Source organism: Enterobacter sp. 4974935, from assembly GCF_058661735.1.
Genome location: NZ_JBZWGT010000003.1, coordinates 285,618 through 304,640 on the forward strand (window position 1 = coordinate 285,618; position 19,023 = coordinate 304,640).

The following is a 19,023-nucleotide window of genomic DNA, read 5'->3' on the forward strand; positions in this document are numbered from 1 at the left end:
TATGCAGCAAAAAACGTTACTCGCCTGTCTCATTGGCCTGGTCTGTTCTGGCCAGGCGATGGCTCAGCAGATGGAAACTGCTGCCATTAATTTTGATCAGGAAACGCTTCGTTCACTGGGGATAAACCCGGACGTATCAAATTATTTCTCTCGCAAGACGAAGTATTTACCGGGTAGCGTTTCCGTCGCCCTGAAGGTGAATGGTGATAATAAAGGCAACGTTATTGCTCGTTTCGACAACAACGGCGATCTCTGTTTCGACAAACCTTTTATGGAGCAGGCAGGATTAAAAGTTCCCTCTGACTATGAGTCCGGCTGCTACGATTATACCGGTCATATCCCGAGCGCTATTGTGGAGGCTTCGCCTGCGCAAGAATCTCTAAGTCTGGTTGTACCGGCGGATCGGATAGCAAACAGCGAATCGGATATCGGAGCTTATACTTCCGGTGGCACTGCTGCGCTGTTGAATTATTCTCTTCTCTCCTCGCGCAATGAGTTTGGTGACGGGCACTCTGACTATTCACAGGCCATGCTGGACGGTGGGGTCAATTTCGACGACTGGATCTTACGTACTCAGCAACTGCTGAGCCGGAGCGACGGAGAATTCGAGAGTAATAACTCGTCGACCTATTTGCAGCATACTTTTGTCCCCCTGAAAAGTACCCTGAGGGCGGGCGAGGTCAATATCAATAACTCCCTTCTTCAGGGAACGGGAATCTATGGTATCGAGCTTTCACCGGAGAGCGCCTTACAACAGGGGGGTAGCGGAGTGAGCGTGTCCGGTATCGCCAATACGCCTCAGGCCCGTATTGAAGTGCGTCAGCAAAATGTTCTGGTGTACAGCACACTGGTGCCGGTCGGGCCGTTTAATCTCACCGATGTGCCGGTACGTAACGGCGTTAGCGATCTGAACGTGACGGTAGTGGAAACCGATGGCAGCCAGCACAGCTATGTGGTGCCCGCAGCGCTGTATAACCAGAGCGCAGGGGCGCCTTCAGGATATCACTTCGCGCTGGGACGAGTGAGCGATAGCTATAGTGAAACGCCATGGGTAGCCAGCCTTTCTGGAGGCTGGAAACTAAGCGAACGGGTGAATGTCAACGCAGGCTCAATCGTAGGCGAAGATTACCAGGCTGTCGCCACCAGCCTTGATACAGTGCCGCTACCAGCCTGGCTTGTTTCACTCCAGGCGAACCAGTCCAACGATTCGAAAGATTCACTGAAAGGGCAGAGGTACACGCTATCGGCAACATGGAGTTCTGACCCCGCATTTGGCATGGGGGCTAACGCCTCTGTTACGCATAAATCGCAAGACTTTCGCGAACTTTTTGAAGCACTGGATGATGATTTCGACAGCGGTAATAAAAATGAGTATTCCGCCGGGCTGACCTGGAGTGTGCCCTACTTAGGCACGCTTAGCACCAGCTACTACCAAACGCAGGGTTATGATAAGTCAGATGATTCCCGCTTCATCTCTGCGGGTTGGAACAAGTCATTCAAGTACGCCACGATTTCCATGAACTGGCAACATCAGTTGAGTGCAGATGAGGAGAATGAGGATGATGGCGATCTGTTCTACGTCAACCTCAGTATTCCTTTTGGTGCCAGCAATAGCGTTAGCCTGTACAGCCGTCATGATGACCATAAAACGCGGTATGGCGCCTCTGCGCTTGGCGTTGTAAGTGATACCACATCCTGGTCGCTGGGAGCTGAACACGATCAGGCCACGAATCGCGATAATGTAAACGGTGGGATAAGCAGCAACCTTCACTATACGCAGCTTGGCCTGAGCGCCAGTTCGGATAACGAGAATAGCCGCAGCTATTCAGGATCGCTACAGGGGGGCATCGCGGTTCATGGACAAGGCGTTACGTTCTCTCCATGGGCGATCCGCGACACGTTCGCGATCGCTGCTCTGGATAAACCCGTCTCCGGTGTGAGGATTGACACGCCCCAGGGGCCGGTATGGACCGACTTCCGTGGTCAGGCAGTGGTACCGTCAGTGGGAGCCTGGCGCCCAGCGCGGGTAGAAGTGGATACGGAAACATTGCCGAAAAATATGGATATCGGGAATGGAACCCGTGTCGTCACGCTTGGCAAAGGAGCGGTAGGGCATCTTGATTTTACTGCGTTAACCCAGCGACGTGCACTGGTGAACGTTACCCTGGCAAACGGTAAAAAGCTGCCGAAAGGGATCGCCCTTGAGGATTCGCACGGAAATTATCTTACGACCTCAGTGGATGACGGCGTGGTCTTTTTTAACGATGTTGAACCTGCTCAACAGGTGGTGGCAAAACTGGATAACGGCACCTGTGCATTTGGTCTGAAGCTTCCGAAAGAGGCAAATACCGATACATTCTATGAAACTGTCAATGAGGTGTGTAAATGAAGGCGCTTTTTTTAGCCGTGTGCGCAATGGCGTTTTCTCTGCATGCTATGGCTGACTGCCAGTTAGTATCAAGCCAGCAAAAACTCAGCTATGGCCGTATGAGTGCCGCAGAGCGCCAGGCGGAAGGGAACAGGTTGATTGAGATGCCGGAGAAACAGATTGTCCTGAACGTGATATGTGATGAACCGTCGCGTATTCGTCTCTTTCTGGGAAGTAACGTACCGAAAGGGCATGAATTTGGTTTTGGTGATAACGGCGTCATGCGCGTTACTGCCGCGCAGGCAACGGTGGACGATCGTACAGTCAATCTGGCGGCTATCCATGCCGGCGACCCGTGGGTTACCAATGGCGGCGTGAGAGAGATCGTGCCAGCGCTTAACGAAGGGATTGCGTTTATCAACGGTCAGGAGCTGCGGGGAAAAACGGCGTCTGTCACGCTTACCATCAAACCGCGCTTCAAAAGTAACCATATTACGGACAGAGAAGTGTGGCGCGGAAATTTACGCGTAAGGATGGATGTACAATGAAAAAGCGTATAGCGCTATTACTCTGCGGAATGTCTGCCGCTTCAGCGGTATGGGCAACTGATACGGTCAATATTGATGTGGATGTCACCGTTGACGCTGCCGCCTGTACACCGGCGTTGAGCAATGGCGGTGTGGCAGATTTCGGCACGCGCTATGCGGGGTCGCTCTCCTCCAGCGCATTCACACAGCTTGGTACTCGCGATCTTACACTATCGGTGACGTGTGAATCTTCTACGGGAGTTGCGATTACCGCGCGTGATACCCGCGCCAGTTCCGTGGTCGTTGGCAAAGATAAATCCGGGCAAGAAGGGGTAAAATTCCAGATAAATAACGGTGCCTATGTGCGTGATACGACCCGCCTGTTTGGTTTAGGATTGACCAGCGAGCAGAAGCCGATTGGCAGTTATGGGGTGCAAATTAACGCGGCAGGCGTGACGGCAGCCGACGAAAGTGCCGCTGTTCAGGTGGAGATCGCCGGGGCCGCGACCAAAAATGGTCCATGGACGCGCACGACGCTATTGCCCTTGCCGACCCAGCAGGACTTTTTCTATACGTTTGTGCAAAAAGGCACGGATATTCCGCAGCCGATCTCATCGGCGGTTGTTCCGCTACAGGTGAGCGCCGCTGTCGCCAACGGGCTTGGCAGCGGGCAAGAGATCAAGCTGGACGGCGAGGCGGTGATTACGCTGGTCTATTTATAATCTCTTTTCTGTAAAAGAATATCGAAAATAGACGCGCCAGTTCACCACTGGCGCCGCGCTTACCAGGTCTGCAAAGAGGCTGCGATTTGTAGACCTGATAAAGCGTAAACAGGCTGATACGTCTCCGGATGAGATTTCCTGAAGCGATAATTACCGTTTAAAGGTTACCGCTTCCGGCTGCGTCAGATGCAGCGTTGTCTGGCTGGGTACCGTCTCGGCGATAACCCGCCCGTGACGAACAGAATAACGCGCAGGCGTCTGGCGACGAACCGCATCAAAGCCATTTTCGGCCGGTAAAACAACCAGGTTCGCAGAATTACCCACCTTCACGCCGTAGTCCTGCAGGTTGAGCGTTTTCGCGCTGTGGGTGGTGATCAGATTCAGCCCGTCGTTAATCTGCCCGTACCCCATCAGCTGGCAGACGTGTAAACCCATATGCAGCACCTGCAACATATTGGCGGTGCCCAGGGGATACCACGGATCGAAAACGTCATCATGCCCAAAGCAGACGTTGATCCCCGCCTCCAGCATCTCTTTCACGCGCGTTACGCCGCGGCGCTTAGGATAGGTGTCGAAACGGCCCTGAAGGTGTATGTTCACCAGCGGATTGGCGACGAAGTTGATGCCCGACATTTTCAGCAAACGAAACAGGCGGGACGCGTAGGCGCCATTATAGGAGTGCATCGCTGTGGTATGGCTGGCGGTAACGCGCGCGCCCATCCCGTCACGGTGCGCCAGCGCAGCGACGGTTTCCACGAAGCGCGACTGTTCATCATCGATTTCGTCGCAGTGTACGTCGATCAGCCTGTCGTACTTCTGCGCCAGTGCGAAGGTTTTGTGCAAAGACTCCACACCATACTCGCGGGTAAATTCAAAGTGCGGAATTGCGCCAATAACGTCCGCCCCCATACGCACCGCCTCTTCCAGCAACGCTTCACCGTTGGGATAAGAAAGAATGCCCTCCTGGGGGAACGCCACGATTTGCAGATCGACCCACGGGGCGACCTCCTGCTTCACTTCCAGCATCGCTTTCAGCGCCGTCAGCGTGGGATCGGAGACGTCAACGTGAGTACGCACATGCTGAATGCCGTTGGCCATCTGCCACTTCAGCGTCTGCATTGCGCGGGTCTTAACATCTTCGTGGGTGAGCAGCGCCTTACGTTCAGCCCAGCGCTCAATCCCCTCGAATAAGGTACCAGACTGGTTCCAGCTCGGTTCACCAGCCGTTTGAGTGGTATCCAGATGGATATGCGGCTCAACGAAAGGGGGAATGACCAGCCCGCCTTCAGCATCAAGCACCTGGCCCGCAGGTGACGATGCCGCGTCCTGCGGTTCAATACGGCTAAAGCGCCCGTTTTCAATTGCGATCTGCCATAACCCCTCTTGCCCCTGTAAACGGGCCTGACGAATGGTGAGGGTATTATTCTGCATGGGGAGCCTCCGGGGCGGTAGCAAAGGTACGTCTGACTAAGGGGGTTAACAGAAGGTAGCTGAATACGCCGCCGAGGACCGCATTCACCGGCACTATACCGGGAATAATATTCCCGGCAGCCACGCCGAGCGCGACCGAAAGAATGGCTACCCAGTTGACCGGCACAAAGGTAGCGCTATGGAAGCTGGCGTAGCGGCGGCGGTTGATCAGATAGTCGGCGATAATCACCCCACCGACGGGAGGGATCGCCGCCGACAGAAAGGTGAGCCAGCCGACAAAGTTATTGTACAGCCACAGCGCGCAGAGCGTGCCGATAATACCGTTAACCACCGACAGCGTGCGGCTGGAAAGGCCGGTCACGTTGGCAAAGCCCAGACCCGACGCATAGAGCGCGTTGTCGTTGGTTGTCCAGATGTTCAGGCCGAGAACGATAATGGCGGGCAGCAGTAGCCCCTGAGCGATCATCACGTCCGAGATATCCGCCTGTCCAACTGCCGCGGCGCCTGCCGCACCGAAGATAAACATCAGCGAGTTGCCAAGGAAAAACGCCACCATTGCCACCACCACGGCGCCTTTCGCGTTACGCCCAAAGCGGACGAAGTCGGCGGTCAGCGTTCCGGCGCTGATGAAGGAGCCGACGACCAGCGCCAGCGCGCCTGAAAAACTGAGCGGGGTCTGCGGCACGATCGCTTTTAAATGATCCAGCCCGCCCACGCCGTCCACCGCCAGCCAGACGGAGTAGCTGCCGAGGATAACTATCGCGGGAACGGCGATGATCGACAGAATCGTCAGCGCTGAGATACCAAAGAAGATGGTCATGGTCATCAACAGACCGGATACCGCGATCAGGATATTGACGTCGATGCCCGTGGCTTTACTCACCGGGATGGCAAACATCGCTACGCCGACGCCAAACCATCCTACCTGCGTACCGCCTAAAAGCATGGAGGGAAGCCAGGAACCTTTTATACCGAACGAGTAACGCGCAAGAAGATGGGTTGAGAGGCCGGTTTTTGCGCCAATGTAGCCAAGAAAAGCAGTGTAGATACCGAGGAGGAGATTGCCGAAGAGAACTGCGAGGAAGAAATCATTATAGGAAAGACCGGTACCGAGCGTACCTCCGGTCCACATACTGGCGGAAAAAAAGGTTAACCCTAACATCACAAAAGTGAGTGGAATCACGCCTTTCCGCGCCGCCAGAGGGACGGGGCCCTGGCTATAATTGTTATCTTGCGACACAACGCCTCCTTGAATTTTGGCCAAAAAATCCGCCGCATAATATACATTTTTTTCATGAAAGCAAACGTTTACGTCAGGATTTACGCTGCTTTTTTGCTTAAAAAGGTATCATTAACTTAAGGGCAGGCTACTGAAAACAGGCTCCCCAGCGTTCCGCTTTATGCTTCTGCCGGGGAGTCAGAGGGGCTTACACTTCCAGGAAGTTCATGATCCCGTCAGCCGCTTTACGGCCTTCGGCAATCGCCGTGACCACCAGGTCAGAGCCGCGAACGATGTCGCCACCGGCGAAGATTTTCGGGTTGCTGGTCTGGAACGCGTTGTCGCTGCCTTCCGGCGCAATTATGCGGCCCTGAGAGTCCAGCTCTACGCTGTGCTTCGCCAGCCACTCCATGCTGTGAGGACGGAAACCAAACGCCATCACCACGGCGTCAGCCGGGATCACGTGTTCAGAACCGGCCACGATCTCCGCGCGACGACGGCCTTTCGCATCCGGCGCGCCCATCTCCGTGCGCGCCATCTTCACGCCGCTCACTCTACCGTTGGCATTCACCTCAATACCCAGAGGCTGGATGTTGAACTGGAACTCCACGCCCTCTTCACGCGCGTTTTTCACTTCGCGCTTAGAGCCCGGCATGTTCTCTTCGTCACGACGGTAAGCACAGATGACGTGCGCCGCGTTCTGACGAATGGAGGTACGCACGCAGTCCATCGCGGTATCACCGCCGCCCAGCACCACCACGCGTTTGCCTTCCATGCTGACGAACGGCTCATCGGCGGTCTCACCGTAGCCCATGATCTGCCTGGTGTTGGCAATCAGGAACGGCAGCGCGTCGTACACGCCCGGCGCATCTTCGTTCTCCAGGCCACCGCGCATGGACTGATAAGTACCCACGCCCAGGAACACGGCGTCGTAATCCTTCAGCAGGTCGTCGAGCTGCACGTCACGGCCCACTTCCACGTTCAGTTTGAACTCAATGCCCATGCCGGTGAAGATTTCGCGGCGGCGGGTCATCACCTCTTTCTCCAGCTTGAAGGCCGGGATACCGAAGGTCAGCAGGCCGCCAATCTCCGGGTGGCGATCAAAGACCACCGCTTTCACGCCGTTACGGGTCAGCACGTCCGCACAGGCAAGGCCTGCCGGGCCCGCGCCAATAATCGCCACGCGCTTGTCGGTTTGACGCACACCGGTCATATCCGGCCGCCAGCCCATTTCGAACGCTTTATCGTTGATATAACGTTCGATGTTGCCGATGGTCACCGCGCCAAACTCGTCGTTCAGCGTACAGGAGCCTTCACACAGACGATCCTGAGGGCACACGCGGCCGCACACTTCCGGCAGGGTGTTGGTCTGATGAGACAGCTCGGCGGCTTCAAAAATACGCCCTTCGTTGGCAAGCTTCAGCCAGTTCGGGATGTAGTTATGGACCGGACACTTCCATTCGCAGTAAGGGTTACCGCAGGACAGGCAGCGGTCTGCCTGTGCTTTGGCCTGGCCTTCTGAAAACGGCTCGTAGATTTCAACAAATTCAATTTTACGGATCTTCAGCGGTTTCTTTGGCGGATCAACACGCTGAAGGTCGATAAACTGGTAAACGTTCTGGCTCATCTGAATTCCTTACTGCGCCTGCACGCGCAGCTCTGCTGCGCTACGACTACGGTGACCCAACAGGGCTTTAACATCGCTGGACTTCGGCTTAACCAGCGCAAATTTCGCAGAGAACGCCGGCCAGTTGGCCAGGATCTCTTCGCCGCGCGAAGAACCGGTATGCTGCACGTGTTCGGTAATTAAACCGCGCAGGTGTTCTTCATGGATGGCCAGCGTATCAACGTCCAGCACTTCCACCAGTTCCGGGTTCACGCGTTTGCGGAACTCACCGTCTTCATCCAGGACGTAGGCAAAACCGCCCGTCATGCCCGCGCCAAAGTTCACGCCGGTTTTACCCAGGACGCACACAATTCCGCCCGTCATGTATTCACAGCCGTTATCGCCGATGCCTTCCACCACGGTGATGGCACCGGAGTTACGCACCGCAAAACGCTCGCCCGCACGGCCCGCGGCAAACAGACGACCGCCGGTTGCACCGTACAGACAGGTATTGCCGATGATGCTTGCTTCATGGCTGCGGAAGGCTGAACCAACCGGAGGACGCACCGCCAGCAGACCGCCCGCCATGCCTTTTCCGACGTAGTCGTTGGCATCACCGGTCAGGTATAACTCAACGCCGCCCGCGTTCCACACACCGAAGCTCTGACCCGCGGTACCGCTGAAGTGCGCGGTAATCGGATCCGACGCCAGGCCCTGGTCACCGTGCGTTTGCGCGATGTAACCGGAGAGGGATGCACCCACGGAACGATCGGTGTTGCGGATATCAAACCAGAACGTTTTGCTCTGCTTCTCATCCACGTACGGCTTCGCCTGTTGCAGCAGCTGCGCGTTCAGCACGCCGTTGTCGAACGGCGGGTTGTTCTCGGTGCAGTAAACCGCTTTGCCAGGATGCGGCTGAGCGGTTTCCAGCAGCTTAGACAGCTCCAGCTTCTGCTGCTTGGCCGTGAAGCCCTCAAGCTCTTTCAGCAGGTCGGTACGGCCAATCAGATCCACCAGACGCTTCACGCCCAGCTGCGCCATCAGCTCGCGGGTTTCACGGGCGATGAAGTCAAAGTAGTTAGTCACTTTGAACGGGAGGCCGTGATAGTGATTCTTACGCAGCTTTTCGTCCTGGGTAGCAACGCCCGTTGCGCAGTTGTTCAGGTGGCAAATACGCAGGTATTTACAGCCGAGCGCAACCATCGGGCCGGTACCGAAGCCGAAGCTTTCCGCACCCAGAATCGCCGCTTTGATGATGTCGAGGCCGGTTTTCAGCCCGCCGTCTACCTGCAAACGGATCTTGTGACGCAGGCCGTTGGCGACCAGCGCCTGCTGGGTTTCCACCAGACCAAGCTCCCACGGACAACCCGCGTATTTTACGGAGGAGAGCGGGCTTGCGCCGGTGCCGCCGTCGTAGCCGGCGATGGTGATCAAATCCGCATAGGCTTTCGCCACGCCGGTGGCGATGGTGCCAACGCCCGGCTCGGAAACCAGCTTCACGGAGATCATCGCTTTCGGGTTGACCTGTTTCAGGTCGAAAATCAGCTGCGCCAGATCCTCGATAGAGTAAATATCGTGGTGCGGCGGCGGGGAGATCAGCGTCACGCCCGGCACCGAGTAGCGAAGCTTAGCGATGTACGGGGTGACTTTATCACCCGGCAGCTGACCGCCTTCACCCGGTTTCGCACCCTGCGCGACCTTAATCTGGATCACGTCGGCGTTAACCAGGTACGCAGGCGTTACGCCGAAACGGCCGGACGCTACCTGCTTGATACGGGACACTTTATTGGTGCCGTAACGGGCAGGATCTTCACCGCCTTCGCCGGAGTTGGAGTTGCCGCCGATGCTGTTCATGGCTTCCGCCAGCGCTTCGTGGGCTTCCGGGCTCAGCGCGCCGATGGACATCGCCGCGGTATCGAAACGTTTGAACAGCTCAGATGCGGGTTCAACCTCGTCAATGCTGACCGCTTCCTCACCCGGATTGAGGGCAATGAGATCGCGCAGCGTCGCCGCCGGACGGTTGTTCACCAGCTCAGCATACTGCTGATAATCGCTGTACTCGCCGCTTTGCACCGCCTGTTGCAGTGTGCGCACCACGTCCGGGTTATAAGCGTGATACTCACCCCCGTGAACGTATTTCAGCAGACCGCCCTGTTCCAGCGGCTTACGTGCCAGCCAGGCGCGTTTCGACAGGTTCACCAGATCCTGCTGGAAGTCAGCAAAGCCTGCGCCACCGATACGGCTGATCACGCCCTGGAAGCAGAGGTTGGCAACGTCGTCATGCAGACCGACCGCTTCAAACAGCTTCGAGCAGCGGTAAGAGGCGATGGTCGAGATGCCCATTTTGGACATGATCTTGTACAGACCTTTGTTGATGCCGTTACGGTAGTTCAGCATCACAGCACGGTAGTCTTTATCGATCGCGCGGGTATCCACCAGGCGGGCCAGTGTTTCGTAGGCCAGATACGGGTAGATCGCCGTGGCGCCAAAGCCTAACAGCACCGCAAAGTGGTGCGGGTCGCGCGCGCTCGCAGTTTCAACGATGATATTGGCATCGCAGCGCAGGCTCTTGTCCACCAGACGCGTCTGGATAGCCCCCACCGCCATGGGTGCAGGCACCGGCAGACGGTTTTTCGCGATGTTGCGGTCAGACAGCACCAGCAGAACGGTGCCGTTACGCACCATCTGCTCGGCTTTGTCGCACAGCGCGTTCACCGTCTCTTCGAGGCTCGTTTCGGTCACGTCGAAGGTGATATCGAGCGTGTCGGCGCGATAGTGCTCCTCGGTCATGGTGGTGAGCTGTTTGAAATCGGAGTACAGCAGGATCGGTGATTTAAAGGTCAGACGGTGCGCCTGGCCTTCGGCTTCACAGAATACGTTCATCTCACGGCCGATGCTGGTGGCCAGCGACATGACGTGGGCTTCGCGCAGCGGATCGATTGGCGGGTTGGTGACCTGCGCAAACTGCTGACGGAAATAGTCGTAAATAATGCGTGGCTGGCTGGAGAGCACAGCAAACGGGGTATCATCACCCATTGAGCCGACCGCTTCCTGGCCGTTTTCGCCGAGCACGCGAATAACCGAGTCCAGCTCTTCCGCGCTGTAGTTAAACTGCTTCTGGAAGCTCGCGAGGGTGTCATCGTCCAGCTCGCGGCTACCCACTTCTTCGTCTGACAGATCTTCAAACGGCACCAGACGACGCACGTTTTTCTCCATCCACTCTTTGTACGGATGGCGGCTCTTCAGATCGTTGTCGGTTTCAGCAGAGTGCAGAATACGCCCACCGCGGGTGTCAATCACCATCAGCTCGCCCGGTCCGACGCGGCCTTTCTCGACCACTTCGTCTGGCTGGTAATCCCAGATACCCACTTCAGAGGCACAGGTGATGAGCTTGTCTTTGGTAATGACGTAGCGCGCCGGACGCAGACCGTTACGGTCCAGGTTACAGGCGGCAAAACGTCCGTCGGACATAACGATGCCTGCCGGGCCATCCCACGGCTCCATGTGCATGGAGTTAAAGTCAAAGAACGCGCGCAGCTCAGGGTCCATATCCGGGTTGTTCTGCCAGGCCGGCGGTACAAGCAGACGCATGGCGCGTACGATATCCATACCGCCCGCCAGCAGCAGTTCCAGCATGTTATCCATTGAGCTGGAGTCCGAGCCGGTTTCGTTCACGAACGGCGCGGCATCGTGCAGGTCCGGGATCAGTGGGGTCTGGAACTTATAGGTACGGGCGCGGGCCCACTGGCGGTTACCGGTGATGGTGTTGATCTCACCGTTGTGCGCCAGGTAGCGGAACGGCTGAGCCAGCGGCCAGCGTGGAACGGTATTGGTGGAGAAGCGCTGGTGGAACAGGCAAATGGCCGATTCCAGACGCAGATCCGCCAGGTCCAGGTAGAAGCGCGGCAGGTCAGCCGGCATACACAGACCTTTATAGATGTTCACCAGGTTAGAGAGGCTACAGACGTAGAACTCTTTATCGTCCTGAAGACGTTTTTCAATGCGGCGGCGGGCAATAAACAGACGGCGTTCCATATCACGCGGACGCCAGCCCGCAGGCGCGTTGACGAAAATCTGTTCAATACGAGGCAGCGAGGAGAGGGCGATTTCACCGAGCACCCCTTCGTTGGTTGGCACGTCGCGCCAGCCGACAATCGACAGGGTTTCACGCTGAAGTTCTTCTTCAACGATGCGGCGTGACGCGGCAGCTTTTTCAGGATCCTGATTCAGGAACAGCATACCGACAGCGTAGTTTTTGGCTAAACGCCAGCCGCGCTCTTCCGCCACGATGCGGAAGAAACGATCCGGTTTTTGCAGCAGCAGACCGCAACCGTCGCCGGTTTTACCATCGGCAAGGATGGCGCCACGGTGCTGCATACGGGCCAGTGCGTGAATAGCAGTACGCACTACCTTGTGGCTAGGTTCGCCTTCTATGTGGGCGATCAGGCCGAAACCACAGTTATCCTTCTCAAGGGATTTATCGTACAACATATCAGTGAACCTCCCCAGGCTCGTCGGGCTTCCCACTGAACTTTACCGTGGCGCACAGGCGCAGAAAGAGCATGGCGACGGGGTTAGCGTTTCATACGCGGACCTCGCATTCGCCCTCTTTTTCATCCTTTCGCGCAGGTAAACAAGTTTGAGGACTTGCTTCAGAGGGAATCTCAATTACTGCATAAATATGATGAGCAGGCCGCTCATCCAGAAAGCTTCCAGCGGATTTCCAACTTATCGGGAATTGGTACACAGGTCAAATGGCAATCTTATTTATACAAAAATGTGCTAAAGAGTGGTCATATTGTTGTTTTTATTGATGATTTCACTATTTTTACAACCACTTAAAGCGCCGGGAAGGTGCAGGGGAGTGTGATCTGACTCACTATATGAAAGCGGTATTATCAATGCAGCGTGCTGAAATGCAGATTTATAGCAGAATAATAATCTGGGGTGGCATTCAAACCCGCATAAAATCACTGTTTTTCAGACCTGGCGCTATAAATGAAAAAAACCATCAGAACATAAGGAAAAGTAATTACGTGCAGGGTGAATGAAATCTCGGTAATCGTGATTATTTATTCAAATAGATAAAGGCCGTCCAGGGCGATTGATCCAGGTCATCGCCGACAGAGGCTAAAAATGGCAGGCTTGTCCCCTTTCTTCGGGACGGTCTATCAGATTATGCAGTTACAGAAATTAGTCAATATGTTTGGTGGGGATCTTTTGCAGCGCTACGGACAAAAGGTTCACAAACTGACGCTGCACGGCGGCTTTAGCTGTCCGAACCGCGATGGCACCATCGGGCGTGGTGGCTGCACCTTCTGTAACGTGGCCTCGTTTGCTGATGAAGCTCAACAGCATAAATCTATCGCTGAACAGCTCGCCCATCAGGCGAGTCTGGTGAACCGCGCGAAGCAATATCTGGCCTATTTCCAGGCCTACACCAGCACGTGGGCGGAGGTGCAGGTGCTGCGCGCTATGTATCAACAGGCGGTTGCTCAAGCGAACATTGTCGGGCTGTGCGTGGGGACGCGTCCGGACTGCGTGCCGGACGCCGTGCTGGATTTACTTAGCGAGTACAAAGAGAAGGGCTACGAGATCTGGCTGGAGCTGGGCTTGCAGACCGCGCACGACAAAACCCTGCACCGTATCAATCGCGGGCATGATTTTGCCTGCTACCAGCGCACCACGCGTCTCGCCCGCGAGCGTGGATTAAAAGTCTGCTCGCATCTGATTGTCGGCTTGCCGGGAGAAGGGCAGCAGCATGGTCTTGAAACGCTGGAAAAAGTCGTCGAGACCGGCGTGGACGGCATTAAGCTGCACCCGCTGCATATTGTTACGGGAAGCATTATGGCGAAAGCCTGGGAAGCGGGGCGGTTAAGTGGTATCGAACTCGACGACTATACGGTGACGGCGGGGGAGATGATTCGCCACACGCCGCCGGAGATTGTTTACCACCGCATCTCGGCAAGCGCCCGCCGCCCAACGCTTCTGGCACCGCTCTGGTGTGAGAACCGCTGGACGGGGATGCTGGAAATCGACCGCTATCTACAGGAGAACGGCGTACAGGGGTCGGCGCTTGGCCGCCCGTGGGTTCCACCGCTACCGGCGACGGCCGCCTAACAGACTTCCCAGCATGCCGCGCACTATCTGGTTGGTAATCTGACGCGTCGCGCTTTTTGCCATGGTCTGCACCACGCCATCGCGTTTGCCGCCGCGCGGCCCGGTGCTGCCGAACAGAATATCTTTCAGCCCGCCGAGAATGCCGTCGTCCACGGCTACAGATTGCCCTTTGGCGGCAGGCGCATTCTGCGATTCGGCAGTCGCCTGCACCCCTTTTTGCAGCATCTCGAACGCGGATTCGCGATCCACCTCGTCTTCATACTTCCCGTACACCGGGGAGTGGTTGATCAGGCCGTTGCGTTCATCGTCCGTTACTGGCCCCATGCGCGAGCAGGGCGCAATCACCATCGCGCGCTCGACAACTGTCGGGCTGCCTTTTGCATCGAGGAACGAAATCAGCGCTTCACCGGTGCCCAGCGCCTGAATGGCGGTTTCGGTATCAAAGGCCGGATTGGCACGCATGGTTTGCGCCGCGGCTTTCACCGCTTTTTGATCTTTCGGCGTAAAGGCGCGCAGGGCGTGCTGCACGCGGTTACCCAGTTGCCCCAGTACGTTGTCCGGAATATCCGACGGGTTTTGCGACACAAACCAGACCCCGACGCCTTTGGAGCGGATCAGGCGGATAACCTGTTCAATTTTATCCAGCAGCACCTGCGGCGCGTCGTTAAACAACAGGTGCGCTTCGTCAAAGAAGAACACCAGTTTGGGTTTTTCCAGATCGCCTGCTTCCGGCAGTTGTTCGTAGAGTTCAGAGAGCATCCACAGCAGGCTGGCGGCGTAGAGCTTCGGCATCTGGTAGAGCTTCTCTGAGCTCAGAATGTTGATGATGCCTTTGCCGCTGCTGTCGGTGCGCATCCAGTCTTTGATATCCAGCATTGGCTCGCCGAAGAAATGCTCGGCGCCCTGTTGCTCCAGCGTCAGGAGCCCGCGCTGAATGGCGCCCACCGAGGCGCTGCTGATATTGCCGTACTGGTTCTGGAAGGATTTGGCGTTATCGCCAATGTACTGGGTGATGGCGCGCAGATCTTTGAAGTCGAGCAGCAGTAAGCCCTGATCGTCGGCGATACGGAAGATAATGTTCAGCACCCCGGACTGCACGTCGTTAAGATTAAGCAGACGGGCCAGCAGCAAAGGGCCGAGGTCGGAGACGGTGGCGCGCACCGGATGCCCTTTTTCGCCGAAGATATCCCAGACCACCACTGGATTACCGTGCGGCGTCCAGTCCGTGATGCCGATATTTTTCAGGCGCTCGAGCAGTTTTTCTGACGCCGTGCCTTCCTGAGCCACCCCGGTTAAATCGCCCTTCACGTCAGCCATAAAAACCGGCACGCCAGCCTCGGACAACGACTCAGCCAGCTTTTGCAGGGTGACGGTTTTTCCCGTCCCGGTCGCGCCTGTGATCAGGCCATGACGGTTCGCCATCGCGGGCAGTAAAAACAGCTCTTTTTCCAGCGTCCTGGCGATTAACAATGGTGTACTCATGATGCACGTCCTCTCGTAGTCCTGGGTGGAGTATAGGCAACCTGACGGCAAAATGTCTGCGTAAATTCCTCACTTTGCGGCGCATTATCCAGTGCGGACTATGCTTTTGCATACGGTAAACAAAATTTTGGGAAACTATGTCCAGATTCTTTTTTAACGACCGCAAACAGCTTGTCAACGATGCCATTGAAGGCATACTTCTCTCCGCGCCGCACGGTAATCTCGTCAAACTGGATATCGATCCGGCCATCCGCGTGGTGGCACGCGGCGACTGGGATAAAAGCCGCGTGGCGGTGATCTCCGGTGGCGGCTCCGGCCATGAACCGGCACATGCCGGGTTCGTCGGTAAAGGCATGCTTACCGCAGCGGTGTGTGGCGATTTGTTCGCCTCCCCAAGCGTGGATGCGGTCCTCAATGCCATTGTGGCGGTGACGGGCGATCGTGGCTGCCTGCTAATTGTGAAAAACTACACCGGCGACCGGCTTAACTTTGGCCTGGCGGCGGAAAAAGCCAAACGCTACGGCCTGAAGGTGGAGATGGTTATCGTCGCGGATGATATTGCCCTGCCGGATAACAAGCAGCCGCGTGGTATCGCGGGAACGGCGCTGGTGCATAAGATTGCGGGATATGCGGCAGAGCAGGGGAAATCGCTAAACGACGTGCGGGATATAGCGCAACAGGCCTGCGATAACCTCTGGAGCCTGGGCGTGGCGATGCAAACGTGCAACCTGCCGGGCAGCGATGATGAAGAGGGGCGCATAAAACAAGGCCATGTCGAGCTGGGTTTGGGCATTCACGGCGAGCCGGGAGCTTCCGTCGTGGATACGCAAAACAGCAAAGCCATTATCGACACGCTGGTGACGCCGTTACGCGCGCAGGCGGGGGACGGGCGCTTTGCGGTGCTGATCAACAACCTCGGCGGCGTGTCAGCGCTTGAGATGGCTCTGCTCACCAAAGAGCTGGCGCATTCGGCGCTGAAAGAGAACATTGCGTATCTGATTGGCCCGGCGCCGCTGGTGAGTGCGCTGGATATGAAAGGGTTTTCGCTAACGCTGTTAAAGCTCAACGATTTCTTCGAGAAGGCGATTCACGCCGAGGTCGAGACGCTGGGCTGGCAGAAGCCCGTCGCGTTCGCGCCCCTGCGTACCGTCCCCCATAGCGCCCTTCGTGACCGCGTGGAATATACCCCATCGGACAATCCGCAGGTGAGCGAGGCCGTCGCTTCGGTAACGAAGACATTGATCCAGCTGGAAAACCGCCTCAACGCGCTGGATGCCAAAGTAGGCGATGGCGATACGGGCTCCACCTTTGCGCAAGGGGCGCGGGATATTGCGCAGCGACTTGAGGAGAACAACCTGCCCCTTAACGACGTGCCGACATTACTCCTGCTGGTGGGGGAGCGGCTGGCTACGGTAATGGGCGGGTCGAGCGGGGTGCTGATGTCGATCTTCTTCACGGCGGCAGGACAAAAGCTTCACGATGGACAGCCGCTACCAGAAGCATTGTTGAGCGGACTGGCGCAGATGAAGCAGTATGGCGGGGCCGATCTTGGGGATCGCACGCTGATCGACGCCCTGCAACCGGCGCTGGAGGCGTTAAGGGATGGCGATCTGCGGACGGCGGCGCAGGCTGCGCAGCAGGGCGCCGAAGCAACGGCAAAAATGGCGAAAGCCGGCGCGGGACGCTCGTCGTATGTCAATAAAGAGAACCTGGATGGGGTGATGGATCCGGGAGCGGTCGCGGTAGCGGAAGTATTTAACGTATTGGCGCAGCAGTGAAAGTAGGCCGGGTCAGGCGAAGCCGCCACCCGGCAAACTCACATCAGAAATCCGCTTTCAACACCACGCGGTAGCGGGCTTTACCGTCGCGCACGTGCTGGATTGCTTCGTTGATTTTTGACATCGGATACAGTTCGGTGGTCGGCGCCACTTTTGTGCGTCCGGCAAACTTCATCAGCTTGCGTAACTCATATGGCGTGCCGGTAGCAGATCCGGATACGCTGCGATCGCCGCCGATCAGGGTAAACGCCGGAACCGGCAGCGGCTTCATCACCGCACCCACGGTGTGGAAGTTACCGCCGTAGGCCAGGGCTTCAAAGTACGGCTGCCAGTCGAGATCGACGTTGACGGTGTTGATGATCAGGTCAAACTGGCCTGCCAGGGCGGTGAGCGCCTCGGGATCGCGACTGTTCACCACTTTATCCGCACCCATCGCCAGCACTTCCTGCTCTTTCGCCGGGTTAGAGCTGAACGCCGTCACTTCACAGCCCATCGCGTGCAGCAGTTTGATGGCAATATGCCCCAGCCCGCCAATACCGATCACGCCCACGCGGCTGGTGGCAGTTACGTGATGCATCAGCAGCGGTTTAAATACGGTGATACCGCCACACAGCAGCGGACCTGCGGATTCAATATCAATGCTGTCCGGCAGCGGGATAACCCATTGCCAGTCGGCGCGTAGTTTATCGGCGAAACCACCCTTGTTCAGGATGGTCGGCGTAGCGCCCTCAAGGCAGTTGATCTGGTTACCGCTAATACAGGCGTCGCAGTGGCCGCAGCTGCGTGCCGTCCAGCCGATACCCACGCGCTGGCCCACTTTCAGCCCTTTGTCCTGCGCGGCGCTGCCGAGCGCCACGACGCGGCCAATGACTTCGTGCCCGGCAACCAGCGGATAGCTGGAAAAGCCCCATTCATTGTCGATCATCGAGAGGTCTGAATGGCAGATCCCGCAGTAATCCACCTGTACTTCGACGTCTTCCGCTTTTAGTTCGCCCGCATCGTACTCGTACAGCTCAAGTTCTGCACCCGCCTGCGGTGCGGCGTAGCTTTTTATCTTCGACATCGCGTTTCCCCTGTTTTGGTGTGAACTGTGAGTGTAGAGCATTCAGTTTACAGACGCTTAACAGAAGACGGCAGGAACAAAACTTACAGACTTTTCAGCATCCTGACTTCGCAGTCCACGTGGCCCGTGCAGCCCAGTGGGGCATCGATATGCTCAAAGCCCAGATGCTCATACAGGCCAATGGCCTCTTTAAGGAAAGCGGTGGTTTCAAGGTAGCAACGTTTAAAGCCCTGTGAGCGTGCATGTTCCAGGGCGACCAGCGCCAGCTTTTTCGCCAGGCCTTGTCCGCGTATCGTTGGCAGGAAATACATTTTCTGGAGTTCACAGATATCCGGCTCGCTGCAGAGCAGGGGGGCAATGCCGCCGCCGCCCACGACCTGGCCGTCCTGCTCGATGACCCAATAGGCATGGCCCGGCTGGCTGTACAGCTGAAAAAGTTCGTCCAGATTTGGGTCGGCCACGGTGTAGCCTTTGTCGGCGGTCAGGCCATATTCGGCCGATACCGTGCGGATAACGGCGGCGATAGCCGGGTTGTCCTGCTCAGTGATCCGACGCATTGTCGTCGCGACGGGGGTAATCACGCTCATAGCATTACTCATGACAAAAATTGACACACAACTGCTGTTAATAGCACCGCAGAAAGGGGAGTGCAAGCGAGGAGTTTTCAGGAAGGATACCCCTTACGCCCTGAAGCGTAAGGGGTAAAA

12 protein-coding genes are annotated in these 19,023 nt (G+C 56.7%); 5 read left to right on the top strand and 7 right to left on the bottom strand.

Annotation, left to right across the window (positions count from 1 at the left end; genetic code table 11):
* The first annotated feature begins 1 nt into the window (after position 1).
* Genes AC4OVS_RS02555 through AC4OVS_RS02565 form a run of 3 tightly spaced genes read left to right on the top strand, consistent with a single transcriptional unit; the run spans position 2 to position 3,617 of the window.
* Positions 2 to 2,389, top strand: a complete 2,388-nt coding sequence (locus tag AC4OVS_RS02555; protein ID WP_491922162.1) for a fimbrial biogenesis usher protein — start codon at positions 2 to 4, stop codon at positions 2,387 to 2,389.
* A complete protein-coding gene (locus tag AC4OVS_RS02560; RefSeq protein ID WP_333018575.1) occupies positions 2,386 to 2,916 on the top strand; it encodes a hypothetical protein in 531 nt (176 codons plus the stop codon). Before AC4OVS_RS02555 ends, AC4OVS_RS02560 begins: the two co-directional genes overlap by 4 nt.
* Complete coding sequence (locus AC4OVS_RS02565) at positions 2,913 to 3,617, top strand: DUF1120 domain-containing protein (RefSeq protein WP_022649546.1); 705 nt, start codon at positions 2,913 to 2,915, stop codon at positions 3,615 to 3,617. Before AC4OVS_RS02560 ends, AC4OVS_RS02565 begins: the two co-directional genes overlap by 4 nt.
* A 150-nt stretch (positions 3,618 to 3,767) precedes the next feature.
* On the opposite strand, the gene codA is transcribed toward AC4OVS_RS02565, so the two are convergent.
* From codA to gltB, 4 genes are all read right to left on the bottom strand, one after another.
* A complete protein-coding gene (codA, locus tag AC4OVS_RS02570) occupies positions 3,768 to 5,048 on the bottom strand; it encodes a cytosine/isoguanine deaminase (RefSeq protein ID WP_063146516.1) in 1,281 nt (426 codons plus the stop codon).
* Complete coding sequence (gene codB, locus AC4OVS_RS02575; RefSeq protein WP_063200040.1) at positions 5,038 to 6,288, bottom strand: cytosine permease; 1,251 nt, start codon at positions 6,286 to 6,288, stop codon at positions 5,038 to 5,040. Before codB ends, codA begins: the two co-directional genes overlap by 11 nt.
* 187 nt (positions 6,289 to 6,475) lie before the next feature.
* Complete coding sequence (gene gltD, locus AC4OVS_RS02580; protein ID WP_032626441.1) at positions 6,476 to 7,894, bottom strand: glutamate synthase subunit GltD; 1,419 nt, start codon at positions 7,892 to 7,894, stop codon at positions 6,476 to 6,478.
* Positions 7,895 to 7,903: 9 nt separating this feature from the next.
* The gene (gene gltB / locus AC4OVS_RS02585; protein ID WP_022649542.1) at positions 7,904 to 12,364 is read right to left on the bottom strand and encodes a glutamate synthase large subunit; all 4,461 of its coding nucleotides are present in this window, start codon (positions 12,362 to 12,364) and stop codon (positions 7,904 to 7,906) included.
* Positions 12,365 to 13,051: 687 nt separating this feature from the next.
* On the opposite strand from gltB, the gene mnmL reads away from it, so the two are divergent.
* Entirely contained in the window at positions 13,052 to 13,993 is a 942-nt protein-coding gene (gene mnmL / locus AC4OVS_RS02590) for a tRNA modification radical SAM protein MnmL/YtqA (RefSeq protein WP_096147825.1), read from the top strand.
* Here mnmL and AC4OVS_RS02595 read toward each other — a convergent pair.
* Positions 13,973 to 15,475 carry a helicase HerA-like C-terminal domain-containing protein gene (locus tag AC4OVS_RS02595; protein WP_045622112.1) on the bottom strand — a complete coding sequence of 501 codons (1,503 nt, stop codon included), beginning with the start codon at positions 15,473 to 15,475 and terminating at the stop codon, positions 13,973 to 13,975. The genes mnmL and AC4OVS_RS02595 overlap by 21 nt on opposite strands.
* Before the next feature lie 137 nt (positions 15,476 to 15,612).
* Here AC4OVS_RS02595 and AC4OVS_RS02600 point away from each other — a divergent pair, with 137 nt between their 5' ends.
* Positions 15,613 to 17,253 carry a dihydroxyacetone kinase subunit DhaK gene (locus AC4OVS_RS02600; protein ID WP_058646873.1) on the top strand — a complete coding sequence of 547 codons (1,641 nt, stop codon included), beginning with the start codon at positions 15,613 to 15,615 and terminating at the stop codon, positions 17,251 to 17,253.
* Positions 17,254 to 17,296: 43 nt separating this feature from the next.
* Here the strand turns inward: AC4OVS_RS02600 and ahr are convergent, their stop codons facing one another.
* Together ahr and AC4OVS_RS02610 are read right to left on the bottom strand one after the other, a co-directional pair.
* Complete coding sequence (gene ahr, locus AC4OVS_RS02605; RefSeq protein WP_022649538.1) at positions 17,297 to 18,316, bottom strand: NADPH-dependent aldehyde reductase Ahr; 1,020 nt, start codon at positions 18,314 to 18,316, stop codon at positions 17,297 to 17,299.
* A gap of 83 nt (positions 18,317 to 18,399) precedes the next feature.
* Positions 18,400 to 18,903, bottom strand: coding sequence for a GNAT family N-acetyltransferase (locus tag AC4OVS_RS02610; protein WP_003861887.1), 504 nt, complete (start codon positions 18,901 to 18,903; stop codon positions 18,400 to 18,402).
* Between the last annotated feature and the right edge of the window lie 120 nt (positions 18,904 to 19,023).